Genomic DNA, 17,713 nt, shown 5'->3' on the forward strand with positions numbered 1-17,713 from the left:
AATGAAGCAAGCATATAGACGTCTTCTCAGCCGCACGATTCTGGGTGTTGCTGTTTGTTCCATGACACTTGCTTCCCATGGCACCGCAGTACTGGCAATGGCTCCTTATGAGAGTTACACCTACGATTATTATGAGGAAGCGGTACCTGCTCCAGATGCATATTTGCCGGAGAAAAGTATATCAGGGCAAGATCTCGGCATCGGCAGTTTTTCTACCCCTCAAGATCTCTTTGTGTCAAATGAGGGGGAGATTTACATTGCAGATACGGGAAATAACCGAATTGTGATTTTGACGGATGACTGGAAGGTGGTAAAAGTGATCACCTCCTTCCAGCATGATTCAAAAGAAGATACTTTTCTAGCCCCGAGCGGGGTAGTGGTAAGCGAAGATGGGAATTTGTATGTAGCAGATACGGAGAATAAACGAGTTGTTGTTCTGTCCCCAGAAGGGGAACTCGTTCATATCATTGAAAATCCTCAGTCCGATTTACTGGGAGCTTCCTTTTCCTTTGTCCCACTTAAGTTGTCAGTAGACGCTGGCGGACGGGTTTTTGTCATCGCAAGAGGGGCATATGAAGGAATGCTGCAATTTGATAATAATGGTGAATTCATCGGATACTCTGGAACCAACAAAGTTCGGCGTGATTTTACAGACTACATATGGAGGCTCCTTGCAAGTGATGCACAAAAGAAACAGATGCAATTATATATACCAACCGAGTTCTCGAATCTTGATATCGGCAGCAAAGGATTTTTGTACGCGACGAACGTAGATCCAGGATCAACGGAACCTGTAAAAAGATTAAATCCTTCCGGTGAAGATGTACTAAAACGTTATGGCTATTTTGATGTCAAAGGAGATCTTGAGTATCGCCTAAGAGGTGCATCGGGTGGACCTTCTAGACTCGTTGATATCAAGTACTGGGGCAACGGGATGTACAGTGTACTTGATGCACTGCGCGGCCGGGTGTTCACCTATAACGACGAAGGTAATCTTCTATTCATCTTTGGAGGGATCGGTACGCAGGTCGGTACGTTCCGTACACCGGTAGCATTAGACCGACTGGGAAATAAGCAACTGATTTTGGATCAAGGAAAAGAAACGATTACCATTTTCAAACCGACGGAATATGGAGCTGCCATTCAAGAAGCTGTTGCACACCATTATGCCGGTGATGACCAAAAGGCAGTAGAGAAATGGCGAGAGGTTCTGCGTCTGAATGCAAACTACGATATCGCTTATATCGGAATTGGAAAATCACTTTTGTACGATAAGCAGAATAAAGCAGCAATGGAGTATTTTAAGCTTGGAATGGACCGTAAAAATTACTCGGTTGCCTTTAAACGCCATCGGAAAGAAGTGCTACAGGAACATTTTGGGACCTTTTTGACGGTAGCTTCCGGCGGAGTTGTACTGATTATTGCTTTACGGGCAGTTCGATCACGGAGCAGAAGGAGGGGAGAGCGAAATGAAGCAGGACTTTTTTAAGTTCCCAATGCATCTGATCGTACATCCATTCGACGGTTTCTGGGATTTGAAATATGAAGGAAAAGGAAAAGTGAAAGTTGCTCTTATTATTGTATTCGTTCTTTTTCTTACATTTGTCCTTCAGCGGCAATTCGCCGGTTTTCTAGTTAACTATAATGATCCAAGAACGCTGAATAGTTTAGCTGAACTTCAATATGTAATTCTTCCTTTCTTTCTATGGTGCATAGCAGGTTGGTCGATTACGACTCTTATGGAGGGAGAGGGGAAATTTCGAGAAATCGTGATGGCCACTGCTTACTCTCTTGTGCCTATCATTTTGATCTATTTACCGATGACCCTCATTAGCCGATTTTTAACCGTAGAAGAAAGCTCTTTTTATTATCTGTTTAATACCTTTGCAATCATCTGGTTCTTATATCTGCTCTTTGTAGGGACAATGACAGTTCATCAGTATACCCCAGCGAAGACGATCCTTACCATGCTGCTAACCGTAGTGACGATGGGAATTATGGTTTTTCTAGGTACACTGGTCTTTAGTCTCATTCAGCAAATGATTGAATTTGTAGTTAATATCTACCGGGAACTGGTATTCCGAATATAAAGGAGGCGTAAGTCTAGTGAACATGAAAAAAAGTACTTATATCATACTGGCTTGCGTCCTTTTGCTTGCGAGTTCTGTATTTTTTCTGCTCGGAAGCGGGCGTATTACCAGTATTGAACCCCAAAGTTATATTCAGTCGGTGACTTCAGAAAAGGGAGAACATGAACCATTTCGGGCGATGAGTGATCAGAGTGCAGGGATTCCAGGGATGACGCTGGCTGCCGCGAATGATGCCTTGAGTCTTTATATTGATCCGAAGACTACAGTAATTGCAGTTCAAGACGCAAAATCAGGGGATATATGGTACTCCAATCCTGAAGAACGTGCGGAAGATTCAATCGCGGCGGCTTTTGAAAAAGATGTCATGTCATCGCAGTTGTCTATATCGTTCCGTAACACACTTGGAGTGCTGGATACGTATACAAATCATAAACTCAGTATCGAAAAAGAGCAGTTCGAATTGTTCAGCATTCAGGACGGGGTCCGTATTGAATATACGATCGGAGATACGGAACTTGGCATTGATGCTCTGCCAAAATTGATTAGCAAACAGCGTCTGCAAGAGAAAGTGCTTGATCAACTAAGTCCAGCAACTGCGAAATACGTGGAGACCAGATACCTGGTGTCGGAAGCAAACCCGGAAATACTAGAGCGGGCTGATACTCAAGTTAGTCGTCCACTTGTACTCCGAAAAATGACAGCTGCTTTTGAAGAAGCAGGATATACAACGGAAGATCTTGCTGTGGATAACGAAGAGAATGGAATGGCTGCGTCCGGTGGTCAAGGAAAGGCGAAATTTAAAATTCCGCTTGAATATCGCCTTGAAGGCGAGACACTTACGGCAACCATTCCGCTAAGTCAGTTGGAGGAAAGTGAAGGACAACGCATTCAAAGTATTGATTTACTTGCTTATTTTGGCGCAGCTAAAGCAGGCGAAAAAGGTTATATGCTCGTTCCAGATGGTACGGGAAGCCTGATCTATTTAGATAACGGCAAGACCAAGGAAGAGCAGTACGTACAGCCGCTTTATGGTGCAGATGCAAATGATAACAGTCGGTCAAGAGGTCAGGTCGCTGAAAAAGCACGTATGCCCGTTTATGGTCTGGTAAGCGGTGATCGCGCATTTTTTGCAGTCATCGAAAAAGGCGATGGGAATGCTAGTGTTGCTGCTGATATCAGTGGAAAACAAAATTCCTACAATCATGTGTACAGCCGATTTATCGTCAGAGGTGAAGATGAGCTTGAACTTTATACAGGCAGCAAAATTCAAGAGATTCAGCTCCTATCCGATGATAAATATACAGGCGATGTACAGGTGAAATACGCCTTCTTATCCGGCGATGAAGCGAACTATTCTGGCATGGCAAAAACATATCAGGAAATGCTGGTTAAGGAAGGGAAATTGACGCAGACAACAGAAGAGGGAGATCTTCCTTTCTATGTTGATGTGCTAGGTGCTGTCGATAAAAGAGAGTCATTCCTGGGTGTACCTTACAACGCAACTGCATCTATGACCACTTTTGAAGAAGCGGCGCAAATAACAGAAGCGCTTCAGAAGGAAGGTATCTCAAGTATACAAATGCGTTATCTTGGATGGTTTGGCGAAGGGATTGAGCATAAGGTTCCTGCTCAGCTTCGTTCTGCGGGGCTAGGGAGTACGAAAGAGTTGAAGGCACTTCATGACTTGCTTCAAAAAAATGGCGGCGGTCTTTATCCCGATGTTGCTTTCTTACATGTCTATCAAAAGGGAAATGGATTCAGTACATCAAGGGACGCTTCCCGTTTTATTACAAAAGAAGAAGCGTTGTTATCTCCTTATGATAGAGCACTGAATCGGATGTCAACTAGACTGGATAGTTATTATCTATTGTCTCCATCCAAGGTGCCAGATGTTATTTCTAAGTTTATGGAGAAATACGAAAGTAGAGGGATCGAAGGACTTTCCCTTCGCGATCTAGGAGATACGCTGCATTCAGATTATCGAAATAAACGCATTATTTTTAAAGAAACAGCAAGACAAATATCCGAAGAACAAACAGCACTCCTGGCGGAAAAATATCCGAATCTGATGGTATCTGGAGGAAATGTATACACCCTTGGCTCAGCCAAACATATTATTAATACGCCTTCTGGTTCAAGTAATTTTCAACTTACTGACGAAACCGTACCTTTTTATCAAATGGTGATTCATGGTTATAAAGATTATGCTGGTGAACCTATGAATCTAGCGGCAGATACGGATGTTAAGTCACAGCTCTTGCAAAGTTTGGAACAGGGAAGAGCACCTCATTTTCTATGGAGCGCAGAACCTGCTTCAGAACTCAAATTTACTCGTCACGACAGGATGTACTCAACTCATTATGAGGCATGGATGGATGAAGCGACGAAGATGTATCAGGAAGTAAACGAAATTCTAGCTCCTCTTCGTACCGTTCATATGGATGAACGTGTAGTTCATCAGCCGGGAGTGATTGAAATGCAGTACAGTAATGGAACTAACTTATGGATTAATTATAACGATAAGCCTGTTGTCATAGGTAAGGTTTCTATCCCAGCGCAGCATTATTTTGTAGGCGGTGATGAATCATGAAAGGGATGGGACTCACACTAACCAGGAAAAGATCCCTACTCGGGTTACTTTTCATATCGCCTTGGCTGATCGGATTTATCTTTCTGTTCTTAATGCCGATGATACAATCCATTCGATTCAGCATGAGTGATCTAAGTGTCGTTCCCGGAGGATACGAACTGAAATTCACAGCTTGGAATAATTTCCGAGAAGCACTGTTTATTGATGCGAATTATAATCGGATCTTAACTGAATCCGTGTTACAAATGATTGTAAATGTACCGCTGATTTTATTCTTCAGCCTCTTCTCTGCTGTGCTGCTGAATCAGAAGTTCAGAGGACGTTCTCTTGCAAGAGCCATTTTCTTTTTGCCTGTTATTCTAGCATCAGGAGCCGTTGCTTCCGCTGAAGCAGCAGGCCTGATTAATCTGATTGGAAACGCTACGGCTGCTGAGGAAGCAGGACTATCGTCTTCTCAGTTTAATACCATGGCAATGGTGAATTTGCTCGCAGAAGCAGGTATGCCGCTGGTGATGACCGATTATATCGTCGATGCCGTTATGCGCATATATGATATCATCCGCAGCTCAGGCGTACAGATCCTTATTTTTCTTGCCGCACTCCAATCTGTACCTACTACGATGTATGAAGTAGCCAAAATGGAGGGCGCAACAGGGTATGAGTCTTTTTGGAAGATCACGTTTCCAATGGTAAGCCCATTGATTTTAACAAATGTCATCTATACGGTGATCGATTCGTTTACAACAAGTCCGATCACGCAAACGATCTATACGACGGCATTCCAAACACAAAACTTTGGGCTGAGTGCTTCTATGTCCTGGCTTTATACGATTGTCGTAGGCATACTGCTTCTCATCATCGGGTTCCTAATTTCGAAAAAAGTCCATTATAACTGAGTTCACGTTAGATAACGAATGAGGAGGTGGAGGCTCATGGAAACGGCAACAAAACAGGGTAGAAGTGATGCTGTTGTATTTAAGATGCAACGAACGAAAAATAAATTGCTCGATGCCCTGTGGTCTATTTTTCGCTATGTGCTCATCATTGGTATATCATTTGTCATCTTGTACCCGATTCTTATGAAAATCTCGACAGCCTTTAAAGATAAGGCAGATATTTATAATCCCACCATCTACATGATTCCTGTCCATTTTACACTGGATAATATCAAACTTGCGTCCGAGGTGTTGAACTACTTCCCATTGCTTGGTAATACGCTCTTATATGTCTTTGTGATGATGATTCTTACAACGGCATCTACGGCTCTTGCAGGATACGGGTTTGCTAGATTTGAATTTCCGGGAAGCAAAATCTTATTCGGAATGGTGATTCTCACCATTCTTGTACCTTCTAGTACACTCATGGTGCCGATGTATTTACACTTTCGAAGTTTTGATATTCTGGGTATGATCTCCCTTTTCACTGGAAAAGAAGGAGTTAATCTACTTAACACCTACTGGCCATCGATGATTACAGCAGGTACGGCGACCGGATTGAAAGCAGGACTTTTCATCTATATTTTCCGTCAGTTTTTCAAAGGCATGCCGAAAGAAATCGAAGAAGCCGCTCTGATTGATGGTGCAGGAGGGATAAAGACATTCATACGAATTATGCTTCCTAATGCGGTTCCACCGATGATCACTGTTATGCTGTTCTCTTTTGTGTGGACGTACAATGACACCTTTTACCCATCGCTGTTTATGAGCGAGACGAATTTGATGTCATTAAAAGTTTCATCACTTCCTTCGCAGATTAACCTGATTATTCCGCAGTTACTCGGGTTGTCTGGAACGGACATTAAAGCAGACCCGAACCATGTAGCGATGCTCGTTGATACGGGAATACTGCTAGCGATTGCACCTCTCATTTTATTGTATCTATTTGTACAACGATATTTCGTCGAAAGTGTGGAGAGAACGGGAGTAGTAGGTTAATGATCAGAAAACAAAACACAGTTTTTTCGAATGTTATTCAAAAACCTAAAATTAGGATAACAAAATAATTGAAACGTTTTCGATAACATGAGACAATGAGCAGAGGATGATATCATCTGTGTCAAAGAAGCGAAGAAAGTTGGATCTTTACAGGGTCCAATTTTCAAATCTTCTTTGGTTAAGCTTCACATGAAACGCTTCAAGGAAATTTAACACAATTGGAGGATTTCAAATCATGCAGGAAACAAAGGTAGTCTTAAACAAAGCTTGGACTTTTAAGGCATGTGATGAGCAGGAGTGGAAGAACGCAGAAGTTCCCGGTTTTGTTCATACAGACTTGCTTAAAAATGAACTGATTCAAGATCCTTTTTATGGAACTAATGAAAAGCTCGTTCAGTGGGTTGATAAGAAAGATTGGGAATACAAAACTACGTTTCAAGTTACAGATGAAATCCTAACTAAGGAACATGTAGATCTCATATTTCATGGACTAGATACATATGCGGATGTCTATTTAAACGGTGTACATATCCTATCTGCTGACAATATGTTTCGTGTATGGGAAGTGAATGTGAAATCGAATTTGAAAGCGATTAACAATGAACTTCGTATTATATTTCGTTCACCTATTCAAGAAGATTTACCGAAACTAGAAGCACTCGGATATCAGCTGCCAGCAGCGAATGATCAATCTGAAGTAGGTGAATTAGGCAAGAAGAGAGTGAGTATTTTCGCAAGAAAAGCACCTTATCATTATGGTTGGGACTGGGGTCCAAGATTCGTAACGAGTGGGATATGGCGCGACATAGAGTTAAGAGCTTGGTCTGAAGATTTCATCGCGGATGTCTATATTCATCAGAATAAGGTGAACAAAAGTACCGCAGCACTTACAGCAGTGTTAGAAGTTAATGTTGATCAGGCAGGTCCGAGAGTAGTTCATATCGAAACGGATGGCGGAGAATGGACAAAAGAAGTTGATTTCCCTGCCGGGGAATCGAAAGTGAATGTCGACTTTGAACTTGAGTCGCCGAAGCTGTGGTGGTCTCGAGGTCTCGGTGATCCTCACATGTATACTTTTAAAGTTGAAATATTAGATGCTAAAGGAAGCCATACAAAAGCAGAGCGCTATATTAAAACAGGGATTCGCAATATCCGCCTTGTACAAGAAGCAGATGAATATGGTACATCGTTCTACTTTGAACTAAATGGGGTTCCTGTATTTGCTAAAGGGGCCAACCATATTCCAAATGACAGCTTTGTAACAGAGGTAACTTACGAAAGATATCGTCATGAGATTGAGTCAGCTGCTCTGGCGAACATGAATATGCTCCGCGTTTGGGGCGGAGGGATATACGAACAAGATGTTTTTTATGATCTGTGCGATGATTATGGAATTTTGGTGTGGCAGGACTTCATGTTTGCATGCAGTATGTATCCAGGAGATAAGGCATTCCTAGACAATGTTCGACATGAAGCGAAAGATAATATTAAACGCCTGCGGAATCACCCGAGTATTGCTCTTTGGTGTGGTAATAATGAGATGGACTCAGCTTGGGCGCATTTTAACGAAAATGGCGGCTGGGGTTGGAAGAAAGAATTTACACTAGAACAACGCGATAAAATCTGGGCAGACTATGAAGCTATTTTTCATAACCTGCTTCCTGAAGTTATCGAGGAGCTTGTACCGGGTGCGGACTACTGGCCATCATCTCCAATTGTATCGATTTCAAATGACATTAATCAACATGCAACAACGAGTTCAGTAACAGGAGATGTACATTATTGGGGTGTGTGGCATAACGCAGAGCCTTTTGAGAATTACAACCTTCATCTTGGAAGATTTATGAGTGAATATGGCTTCCAATCCTTCCCTGAGCATAAATCGGTACTAAAATATGCAGAACCTTCGGATCTAGAACTGACTTCAGAAGTGATGATGGCTCACCAGAAGAATGGCGATGGGAACCGTTTGATTAAAAAATATATGGATATGTATATGACAGAGCCAAAGGATTTTCCTTCCTTTTTGTATATGAGTCAAGTCCTGCAGGCAGATGCTATGAAAATGGCAATTGAAGCACACCGCAGAAATCGTCCTTTTGTGATGGGTACATTGTATTGGCAGATGAATGACACTTGGCCGGTAGCTTCCTGGGCAGGTATGGATTACTACGGTAACTGGAAAGCGCTGCATTACTACGCAAAACGCAGCTTTGCTGATGAAATGATTTCTATTGATGATACCAAGCCGGGAAAAGTGGATATCTACCTGCTATCCGATGTACTTCAGCCGCTGGAAGGAAATATCAGTATTCGTGTTGCTGATTTTGACGGTACACTGCATGAAACTCAGACACATATGGTGAGTATAGCGGGAAATACAACGGGACTGGTTCTTTCTTTAGATCGAGAACAACTTTTGAATGGAAAAGACCAGCAAAGTACGGTCTTGATTATAGAACTTGTTCGTAAAGGCGAGTTGATCGATAGTCAGAAACATTACTTTGTGCCTTTTAAGGATCTGAAATTAACAGAACCGCAAATCGAAATTACAGAAGTAGAGGGTTCCGAAGGAACCAAATTCCACTTGAAAACCTCTGTTTTAGCAAAACAAGTGTGGCTTGATAGTAATGAAGAAGGGATCTTCAGCGATAATTTCTTTGACCTCATTCCTGGCGAGACAAAAGAAATTTCGTTCCATGCCCGTAAGGGCGGGGAGCAAGCATTTGAACCTGTAAATCCAGGAGAACTGAAGGTACGTTCCATGGCTGATTTTATTAAGGAAACACAAGTACAGAATCAGTAATTATAGTAGTGGTTGAACCATTCCCGGCTGTGATATTTACAGCCGGGAATGGTTATAACTGATTTTCCGAAGGGAGAAAATATAATGAACGAGATGAAATGTGCAATAGCGATGAATCAGATTGGGTTTTCGCTAAATGGGCAGAAAACGGCTGTTTTCAATGAGAAATCATCTGAATTTTATATTGAAGAAGAAGGAACGAAAAGAATAGTGTACCGCGGAAAAACCTCTCAGCCTACTTTCGATCGATCTTCAGGGAGAAAAGTGAGAAAAGCTGATTTTACCGAACTGGATAAGCCAGGTACTTATGTTGTAGTGGATGATGAAGGAAATCGCTCTACTCCTTTTGTCGTGGAAGAAAGACCTTATGGTGAATTACATAACGGATTAATGAAAGCGTTTTACTATTTGCGGTGTGGAGAAACACTAGATGAGAAGTATGCAGGGGAATGGGGACATGAATCTTGTCATACAAAGTTAGGGGCCGTTCATGGGGAAGGAGGGGTATATCTTGACGGGAATGGAGGATGGCATGATGCAGGAGATTATGGAAAATATGTTGTTGCTGGGGCTAAAGCGGTGGCTGATTTACTGTTAGCCTATGAAATGTACCCGAAGGCTTTCGTTACGTCTATTCCTCTCCCGGAATCGGATCAAGTCATGCCGGATGTGCTACATGAATGTAAGGTGGAGCTTGATTTTTTATTCAAAATGCAAGACAAAAGAAGTGGGGGAGTGTATCACAAACTAACAACCAGGCACTTCCCTGGCTTATCTGTAATGCCTGAAGATGACCTGGATGAATTAGTCTTTTCACCCATATCAGCTGCTGCGACAGCAAGTTATGCAGCAATCATGGCATACGCATCCCGTATTTACCGTGCACATGATTCTTCGTATGCAGATCAATGTCTACGTTCTGCTGAGTATGCATGGGAGTGGCTGATGAAGCACCCAGAAGCAGGAGGTTTTAAAAATCCAGTAGATATTACAACCGGTGAGTATGGCGATGATTGCCTATTTGACGAAAAATACTGGGCTGCTGCCGAACTTTATCATACAACCAATCAAGAAGAATACCATTCCGCTTTTCAGGAATACAGTACCGAGACTTTTCCTAAATGTGAGCTAGGCTGGGCAGATGTGGGGGGTTACGGTACAATTAGTTACTTACGTAAAGGGAAAACAGAGGAGAATCAGGCTCTTTATGTCTCACTACAGCAAGAACTGATTTCGGAGGCCGAACGTCTTTTAAGTATTTGTGAAAAAGATGGATACGGTATCTCACTTGAAGAAAATGATTATATGTGGGGCAGCAATATGGTTGTTATGAACCGAGCGATGTTACTGTTAATCGCAAGGGAGTGGTCTTCTAAACCGGAGTATGAAAAAGCAGCTGCTCAACATTTGCATTATTTGTTAGGGCAAAATACACTTCACTTATCGTATGTTACAGGTTTTGGCCCACATTCCGTGATGAACCCACATCATCGTCCATCGGTAGGTGATCATGTGGATGCGCCGGTTCCAGGAATGGTAGCAGGAGGACCGAATCGAAATCTGAATGATGAAATTATGGCCCGTACTTTAAAAGGGAAACCGGCTGCAGCAAGTTACATTGATCATGAAGATAGTTATGCAGGAAATGAGATTACGATCTATTGGAATTCGCCTGCTGTATTTGTCGTTTCCCACTATAATCAATAAAAATAAGCAATATTATAATGCTAAAACCACCCTACTCTTCTGGAGAACTGAAGTGATCCCTAAATGTTAGACACGGTTATTTCATTAGGCAGCTTGGGTAAAACGAGTTCGGTACTGTACCGGACTCGTTTTTAATTTTGCCTTCAATCGTTTTGTGTTGTAGTAGTTCATATATTTTTCTAGTTCTAATTTAAAATGTTCTACACTCTCAAATTCCTTTAAGTAAAGGAGTTCCGACTTTATAATCCCAAAGAAATTCTCCATTACTGAGTTATCATAGCAGTTACCTTTACGCGACATACTTTGTGTGATCCCTCTCTTTCGAAGAACTTCGCGATATGATTTCATTTGATAATGCCAGCCTTGATCTGAATGCATCATTAACTTGTGATCCTCTGGTAAACATTCTAATGCTTTTTCTAGCATCTCAGAAACGAGTGAATACGTTGGTCTAGAGCCAATTGTGTAGGAAATGATTTCACCGTTAAACAAGTCTAATACAGGTGATAAATAAAGCTTCTCACCAAATAATTTAAATTCTGTAATATCTGTAACCCACTTTTCGTTCGGAGCTTCTGCCGTAAAGTTACGGTTTAGAATATTTGGTGCAATTTTGCCCACTGTTCCTTTGTACGACTTATATTTTTTCATGCGAACTACGCTTTTTAACCCTAATTCTTTCATGATACGTTGCACTTTCTTATGATTCACTTTTTGCCCACGATTGGCTAGTTCATCTCGAATGCGACGATAGCCATATCGACCTTCATGTTCCTCGTAAATCGCTTTGATTTCAGCCTTTAAATCAGCATCTGGATCTGGACGATCTAGCTTCTTCACTACATCGTAATACGTGCTTCGTGGAATAGCAGCGAATGCCACAAGCGCCTTCACCGAGTATTTATGCCTTAATTCATAGATGACCTTTACTTTGTCTTCCTTGGTGATTTTTTCTTGTTTTGAACTAAGGCATTTAACTTTTTTAAATACTCATTTTCCATTCGTAAACGTTCCACTTCTGCCTGTAAGGCCTCTACAGACCCTTCTACTAACGGTTGATTCTTTTGTTTGATCGATTCTTTTTTCACGGGTGTACGCCCCTTTTTCTTTGGTCTTAGGGCGTCTATTCCATGTAATTCTAAGCTCTCTTGCCAGCTTAAAATGGTACTATGACTCGCAATATTAAATATTGCTGCCGTTTCTCTAGCAGACGTCCCGAATTCGTTCATATAATTAAGTACGTCTAGTTTATCCTGTAAGGAATACGGTGTATAGCGCTTTTTAAAAACCTCTTCACCATGGTGCTCATATTGTTTAATCCAATTTAATAAAACGGAATGATGGATCCCTATAGATCTCGCAATCGATTTTATACCTTCCGATCCATTTTGATAGCGCATAACTGCTTGTAATTTTTCATCTGAACTAAACTTAGCCATATAAAAACTGCACCTCCAATGTTAGTTGATGTCTAACATTTGGGGTGCAGTTCAAATAGGGTGGTTTTAGTGTTTCTAGCGAATAAATCAGCTAATATTGGGTGTGGATTCTCTTATGATCGGTTTGGTATAAATATGGGATACCTGATGAGGTTGTGTAGGATTTTTAATTCGGGACAGAAGCATTTCTGCTGCCTTAACACCCATTTCATTCCTATAGATATGAACGGTAGTCAGTTGAGGCTCCACAATTCTTGATTCTAGAGCATTATCAAAACCGCAAATAACGATGTCATCAGGAACAGATCGTGTATTTTTGATTGACTTCATAAAGGTGACGGCGATGTGATCGTTAGCACAGACAAAAGCAGAAGGAAATTCTTTGATTTGCTTCAGTCTATCATCTGCCCACTCTGGGCTTGAGAAGAATAAGCGATCTTCATCAAGAATGCACTGTGAAAGATCAAGCTGAACACCTGATTCCGTCAGGGCACGATTAAATCCAATCCACCGCTCATTAAAACTTCTACAGTGGTTATAATCTCCGATAAAGCCCAATGTTTTGTAACCGCCATCTATTAACTTTTTGGTGAGTTGATAAGTGCTATGTTCATTCTCCATTAGTAGTATATCTGCTTGAAATTCAGAGTAACAGATATGTGCAGAGCAGTCGATGAAAATCGTCGGTATATCAAGACTTGTAATCAGCTTGCTATATTCCAGATTGAATAACTCAATACAAATAATTCCGTCGACATTGGAGACATCAAAATTATTGGGAAGAGACAAGGATTTTTGATCAATGTCTCTTACAATATGAATCGATAAGTTATATCCCTCTGCGCTAATTCGCTTTTCAAGACCGCTGATCAGTGCTGACCCAAAGTGGGACGTATTAGGTAAGTTTTCTGTTAATAAAGCGATGTTACCGGAGTTTTTAGATAAAATGCTTTCTATCTCCATAAAAGCGAACTGTTTGTATTTTAGCTCTATCGCTTTTTTTATTACTTTGTTTCTGGTTTCATCAGGTATATTGCTGGAACCGTTCAAGGCTTTAGAAGCTGTGTTTCTGGAGATCCCCAGAGCATCAGCGATATCTTGTATGGTTACTTTTTCCCTAGTCATGTATGTAAATTCACCTCTATATTCATGTTCTTAATCGTTACTATAAGCGGCGTACTTTTTGTCATGTTCTGAACTCTAATAAATGTATAATAGTTTGTTTGAAATAGCAACATAATGTTTACAAATGCACAATCGAGTTTACAAAAATAATCGAAATGTATAATGATATTCATATTTTTGATTTCTTGTACTGTGTATCTGTAAAGTTGAATCTATTGATATAATCTTAAAATTCAATGCAGAAATGTGAAAATACCTGAAATACTGATATTTTTGTAAATAAATAAAACAAATCAGAGCGATTATGACTGAAATTTGTTGTCAAATGCACAAATAAAATTTTTACAAACATGTTGACGTATAATTCCGTATTTGGTAAATTGTAAATGTAAAAGAGTGGAAGTGGACATAATGATACTTCGACACTTTGCAAATGTAAAATACGAAATGATATGAACGGAGGTAAGGCATTGCATAACTCATTAGAAGTCAAACGAAGCCCCGTGGTGTCCAGACGAAAGGGCTCATTGCTTGAATATATAAAGAAACATTACTTTCTTTATATATTGCTCGCACCAGCTGTGATTCTGACCCTTATTTTTAAATATGGTCCTATGTACGTTGCAATCATCGCCTTTAAAGACTTCAGCCCAATCAAAGGGATAATGGGAAGTGAATGGGTGGGACTTTATAATTTCGAGAAATTTCTTTCTTCTCCCAATTTCGAATTGATTTTTATGAATACGCTTAAATTAAGTTTTTTCGGTTTGATTCTAAGTTTTCCTATACCGATCTTACTTGCTCTGATGTTGAATCAGATTCGCCGAGCAGGAATCAAAAAAAACATTCAATTGTTCTTATACGCCCCTAACTTTATATCCGTCGTCGTCGTGGTCGGGATGTTATTTATTTTCTTGTCTCCAACCGGGCCGATTAATCAACTCTTTAGCTGGATTACCGGTGAACCCATTATGTTCATGTCTCGTCCTGAGTACTTCCGCTGGATCTATATACTTTCGGATATTTGGACCGGAGCGGGTTGGGCTTCCATTATATATGTAGCAGCTCTCGCTAATGTCGATCCCGAGTTACATAATGCAGCCAATCTTGATGGTGCTAATCTTCTTCAAAGAATACGTCATATCGATCTGCCGACGATTCGCCCGATAATGGCAATTGTGTTCATCCTTGCAGCCGGTGGCATCATGTCTATTGGATTCGAGAAAGCCTATTTGATGCAGACAGCAATGAACTTGCCAACATCTGAGATCATACCAACTTATGTTTACAAAATCGGTTTGCAATCCGGTGACTATGCTTACTCAGCTGCTGTAGGATTGTTTAACTCACTCATTAATGTCATCTTGCTCATTACGGTTAACTTTATCGTAAAGAAACTTAATGATGGTGATGGTCTTTACTAAGAAAGGAGCAACAAATTATGGCTATTAAACATTCCGGACTCGATCGCTTTATTCTTGTACTGAATGCCATATTTCTAACGTTTTCCGTACTTATCATTATTCTTCCTTTGGTCTATGTTGTAGTCGCTTCTTTTATGGATCCCTCGGTGTTGCTTAGTCAAGGTTTATCCTTCAAATTCTCTGACTGGTCTATAGAAGGGTATCAGAAAATTCTTTCTAATCCAGCCATGATTCGCGGTTTTGGAAACGCTGTTTTATACTCCGTTTCATTCGCCTTCCTTACCGTTCTTGTCTCGATTTGCGCAGGGTACGCCTTGTCCGATGACAAGTTGAAAGGGAAAGGGTTTTTCATGACATTATTCATCATTACTATGTTTTTTGGCGGAGGCTTGATACCAACTTATCTTCTCGTTAAGAACCTAGGATTGCTTGATACAGTTTGGGCAGTCATTATTCCGGGGGCAGTGAGTGTATGGAACATTATTCTCTCCAGAACATTCTTCAAAGGTGTGCCAAATGAATTGAAGGAAGCTGCGAATGTGGATGGAGCGTCAGAGATGCGAATATTCTTCAGTATTGTACTGCCGCTTTCTAAACCAATTATTTTTGTGCTTGCCCTATATGCCTTTGTTGGACAGTGGAATTCCTACTTTGACGCAATGATCTATTTGGATAATCCGAAACTACAACCCCTGCAACTCGTACTGCGTTCCATTTTAATTCAGAATCAAGTAGATCCGGGTATGATCAGTGATCAACTTGCTATGGCAGAAATGAAACGATTATCTGAAATTATTAAGTATGCTGCCATTGTAGTTTCTAGTTTGCCGCTTATCATTATGTACCCCTTCTTTCAGAAGTACTTTGAAAAAGGTGTTATGGTTGGTTCCCTTAAATAGGTAGCAGTCTTAATGGATGGATAAAGATAAGTCATTCATACCCAAATTTGTGGAGGTCATATCCGATGAAAAAAAATAAAAAATCAAGAGTTTCAACAAAAGTAGCTTCCGCTTCTGTTCTTGCTTCTCTAATGTTCCTGACTGCCTGTGGTGGTGGAGGAGGAAGCGCAGCGAGTGAAGAGCAGGACCCCAATGGTAAAGTGACTCTTAACTTTATTACGCAAAGCTCCGCAATCGCGCCAGCTGATCCGAACGAGAAACTGCTCAATAAACGTCTCGAAGAAAAGACGAATGTTCATATTAATTGGAAGAATTTCACGACTGATGTATTTGTTGAAAAAAGAAACTTGGCTGTAGCCAGTGGTGATCTTCCTGATGCTATTTTCAATGCAGATTACAGTGATTATGAGTTGCTCAAACTTGCAAAAGACGGTGCCATCATTCCGCTAAATGATCTGATCGAGAACAATATGCCAAACTTTAAAAAAGTGCTGGAAGAGGCACCTGAATACAAGAGTATGATTACGGCTCCAGACGGCAACATCTATTCATTCCCTTGGATTGAAGAGTTGGGTAACGGTAAAGAAAGAATTCAGGCTGTAGACAGTATGCCTTGGATCAATGTGGAGTGGCTTAATAAGCTAGGCCTTGATATGCCTAAAACTACAGAAGAATTAAAAGAAGTGTTGATAGCATTCAAGACTAAAGATCCGAATGGCAATGGTAAAGCAGATGAAATTCCTTTGTCCTTTATTAACAAGCCAGGACCCGAAGATTTGGTATTCCTCTTTGCCTCTTTCGGACTCGGGGAGAATCCTGACCATGCAGTTGTTAGTGATGATGGCAAAGTGATATTTACAGCGGCACAAGAAGATTATAAAGAAGCGGTTTCATTTATTAATGAACTATATAAAGAAGGACTTATCGATATCGAAGCATACACGCAAGACTGGAGTACTTACCTTGCAAAAGGGAAGGATCAGAGATATGGATTGTACTTCTCTTGGGATAAGGCTAACATTACGGGAGCAAACGATACTTACGATGTCATGCCACCACTTGCGGGACCTGACGGGGAAGTTAACGTAACTAGAACAAATGCTCTTGGTCTCGGCAGAGGTAAAATGGTTATTACTAGTGCCAATAAAAACTTGGAAACGACAGCGAAATGGGTTGATCAGCTATATGACCCGTTGCAATCCGTACAGAATAACTGGGGCACTTTTGGAGATGACTCAGGGCAGAATATCTTTGAATTTGATGAAACAAAGGGTATGCTGAAGCACTTACCACTAGATGGCGCAGCTCCTGTTGAACTGCGTGAGAAAACAAGTATTGGTGGACCACTTGCCGTACTTGATTCCTATTATGGTAAATACACAACCATGCCAGATGATGCGAAAGGCAGAATGGATATGATCAAGAACGTCATGGCACCAAATATGAAAGCAGAGAATGTAATGCCAAGTGTATTTAATTCCATTGAAGAGCTTGATCGTCTTTCGACTATTGAAGCAGACCTTTTCGCCTATGTGCTTCGATTGCGTTCTGAGTGGTACCAAAACGGTAAAATTGACGCGCAGTGGGATGAATACCTGAAAGAACTGGATCGTCTTGGTTTGCAAGAATGGCTACAAATCAAGCAAAGCGGCTATGACAGAGCAACAAAATAAATAATTCGAAAATAAAACGGTGAAGG

At 40.9% G+C, this 17,713-nt stretch carries 12 protein-coding genes; 10 read left to right on the forward strand and 2 right to left on the reverse strand.

Features of this window, described 5'->3' with window-relative positions:
- Nucleotide 1: 1 nt before the first annotated feature.
- From ACWPWY_RS05275 to ACWPWY_RS05305, 7 genes are all read left to right on the forward strand, one after another.
- Nucleotides 2-1,489 (forward strand): gluconolactonase, encoded by a 1,488-nt coding sequence (locus ACWPWY_RS05275; protein ID WP_454190701.1) that lies wholly within the window; start codon nt 2-4, stop codon nt 1,487-1,489.
- A complete protein-coding gene (locus tag ACWPWY_RS05280) occupies nt 1,470-2,090 on the forward strand; it encodes a Yip1 family protein (protein WP_454190702.1) in 621 nt (206 codons plus the stop codon). The genes ACWPWY_RS05275 and ACWPWY_RS05280 overlap by 20 nt, the downstream gene beginning before the upstream one ends.
- A gap of 22 nt (nt 2,091-2,112) precedes the next feature.
- The gene (locus tag ACWPWY_RS05285) at nt 2,113-4,680 is read left to right on the forward strand and encodes a DUF5696 domain-containing protein (RefSeq protein WP_454192807.1); all 2,568 of its coding nucleotides are present in this window, start codon (nt 2,113-2,115) and stop codon (nt 4,678-4,680) included.
- On the forward strand, nt 4,677-5,576 hold the full coding sequence (locus tag ACWPWY_RS05290) for a carbohydrate ABC transporter permease (protein ID WP_454190703.1): 900 nt from the start codon (nt 4,677-4,679) through the stop codon (nt 5,574-5,576). The genes ACWPWY_RS05285 and ACWPWY_RS05290 overlap by 4 nt, the downstream gene beginning before the upstream one ends.
- Nucleotides 5,577-5,612: 36 nt before the next feature.
- Nucleotides 5,613-6,614: a carbohydrate ABC transporter permease gene (locus ACWPWY_RS05295; protein ID WP_454190704.1), complete on the forward strand. Its 1,002-nt coding sequence runs from the start codon at nt 5,613-5,615 to the stop codon at nt 6,612-6,614.
- A gap of 235 nt (nt 6,615-6,849) precedes the next feature.
- Nucleotides 6,850-9,420, forward strand: coding sequence for a beta-mannosidase (locus ACWPWY_RS05300; protein ID WP_454190705.1), 2,571 nt, complete (start codon nt 6,850-6,852; stop codon nt 9,418-9,420).
- Nucleotides 9,421-9,504: 84 nt separating this feature from the next.
- Complete coding sequence (locus tag ACWPWY_RS05305; protein ID WP_454190706.1) at nt 9,505-11,127, forward strand: glycoside hydrolase family 9 protein; 1,623 nt, start codon at nt 9,505-9,507, stop codon at nt 11,125-11,127.
- An 84-nt stretch (nt 11,128-11,211) separates the two neighbouring features.
- Here ACWPWY_RS05305 and ACWPWY_RS05310 read toward each other — a convergent pair.
- Nucleotides 11,212-12,566, reverse strand: a protein-coding gene (locus ACWPWY_RS05310; protein WP_454190505.1) for an IS3 family transposase whose coding sequence is annotated in 2 segments (ribosomal slippage) — nt 11,212-12,113 and nt 12,113-12,566 — 1,356 coding nt in all. Because the reading frame shifts where the segments join, the coding sequence is not laid out codon by codon here.
- Between the two features lie 87 nt (nt 12,567-12,653).
- Nucleotides 12,654-13,691: a LacI family DNA-binding transcriptional regulator gene (locus ACWPWY_RS05315; protein ID WP_454190707.1), complete on the reverse strand. Its 1,038-nt coding sequence runs from the start codon at nt 13,689-13,691 to the stop codon at nt 12,654-12,656.
- 470 nt (nt 13,692-14,161) lie between these two features.
- Between ACWPWY_RS05315 and ACWPWY_RS05320 the strand changes: the two genes are divergently transcribed.
- The 3 genes from ACWPWY_RS05320 (at nt 14,162) to ACWPWY_RS05330 (ending at nt 17,687) form a co-directional block, all read left to right on the forward strand.
- A complete protein-coding gene (locus ACWPWY_RS05320; protein ID WP_454190708.1) occupies nt 14,162-15,115 on the forward strand; it encodes an ABC transporter permease in 954 nt (317 codons plus the stop codon).
- A gap of 17 nt (nt 15,116-15,132) precedes the next feature.
- The gene (locus tag ACWPWY_RS05325; RefSeq protein WP_454190709.1) at nt 15,133-16,014 is read left to right on the forward strand and encodes a carbohydrate ABC transporter permease; all 882 of its coding nucleotides are present in this window, start codon (nt 15,133-15,135) and stop codon (nt 16,012-16,014) included.
- Nucleotides 16,015-16,079: 65 nt separating this feature from the next.
- Complete coding sequence (locus ACWPWY_RS05330; RefSeq protein WP_454190710.1) at nt 16,080-17,687, forward strand: ABC transporter substrate-binding protein; 1,608 nt, start codon at nt 16,080-16,082, stop codon at nt 17,685-17,687.
- The last annotated feature ends 26 nt before the right edge of the window (nt 17,688-17,713 follow it).

Source organism: Paenibacillus sp. Marseille-Q7038 (assembly GCF_965111595.1).

Excerpts from the sequence above, each read along its gene's own strand:
- ACWPWY_RS05315 (WP_454190707.1), bottom strand. The coding sequence starts at position 13,691 with ATGACTAGGGAAAAAGTAACCATACAAGATATCGCTGATGCTCTGGGG.
- ACWPWY_RS05305 (WP_454190706.1), top strand. The coding sequence starts at position 9,505 with ATGAACGAGATGAAATGTGCAATAGCGATGAATCAGATTGGGTTTTCG.
- ACWPWY_RS05325 (WP_454190709.1), top strand. The coding sequence starts at position 15,133 with ATGGCTATTAAACATTCCGGACTCGATCGCTTTATTCTTGTACTGAAT.
- ACWPWY_RS05275 (WP_454190701.1), top strand. The coding sequence starts at position 2 with ATGAAGCAAGCATATAGACGTCTTCTCAGCCGCACGATTCTGGGTGTT.
- ACWPWY_RS05290 (WP_454190703.1), top strand. The coding sequence starts at position 4,677 with ATGAAAGGGATGGGACTCACACTAACCAGGAAAAGATCCCTACTCGGG.
- ACWPWY_RS05285 (WP_454192807.1), top strand. The coding sequence starts at position 2,113 with ATGAAAAAAAGTACTTATATCATACTGGCTTGCGTCCTTTTGCTTGCG.
- ACWPWY_RS05300 (WP_454190705.1), top strand. The coding sequence starts at position 6,850 with ATGCAGGAAACAAAGGTAGTCTTAAACAAAGCTTGGACTTTTAAGGCA.
- ACWPWY_RS05295 (WP_454190704.1), top strand. The coding sequence starts at position 5,613 with ATGGAAACGGCAACAAAACAGGGTAGAAGTGATGCTGTTGTATTTAAG.
- ACWPWY_RS05280 (WP_454190702.1), top strand. The coding sequence starts at position 1,470 with ATGAAGCAGGACTTTTTTAAGTTCCCAATGCATCTGATCGTACATCCA.
- ACWPWY_RS05330 (WP_454190710.1), top strand. The coding sequence starts at position 16,080 with ATGAAAAAAAATAAAAAATCAAGAGTTTCAACAAAAGTAGCTTCCGCT.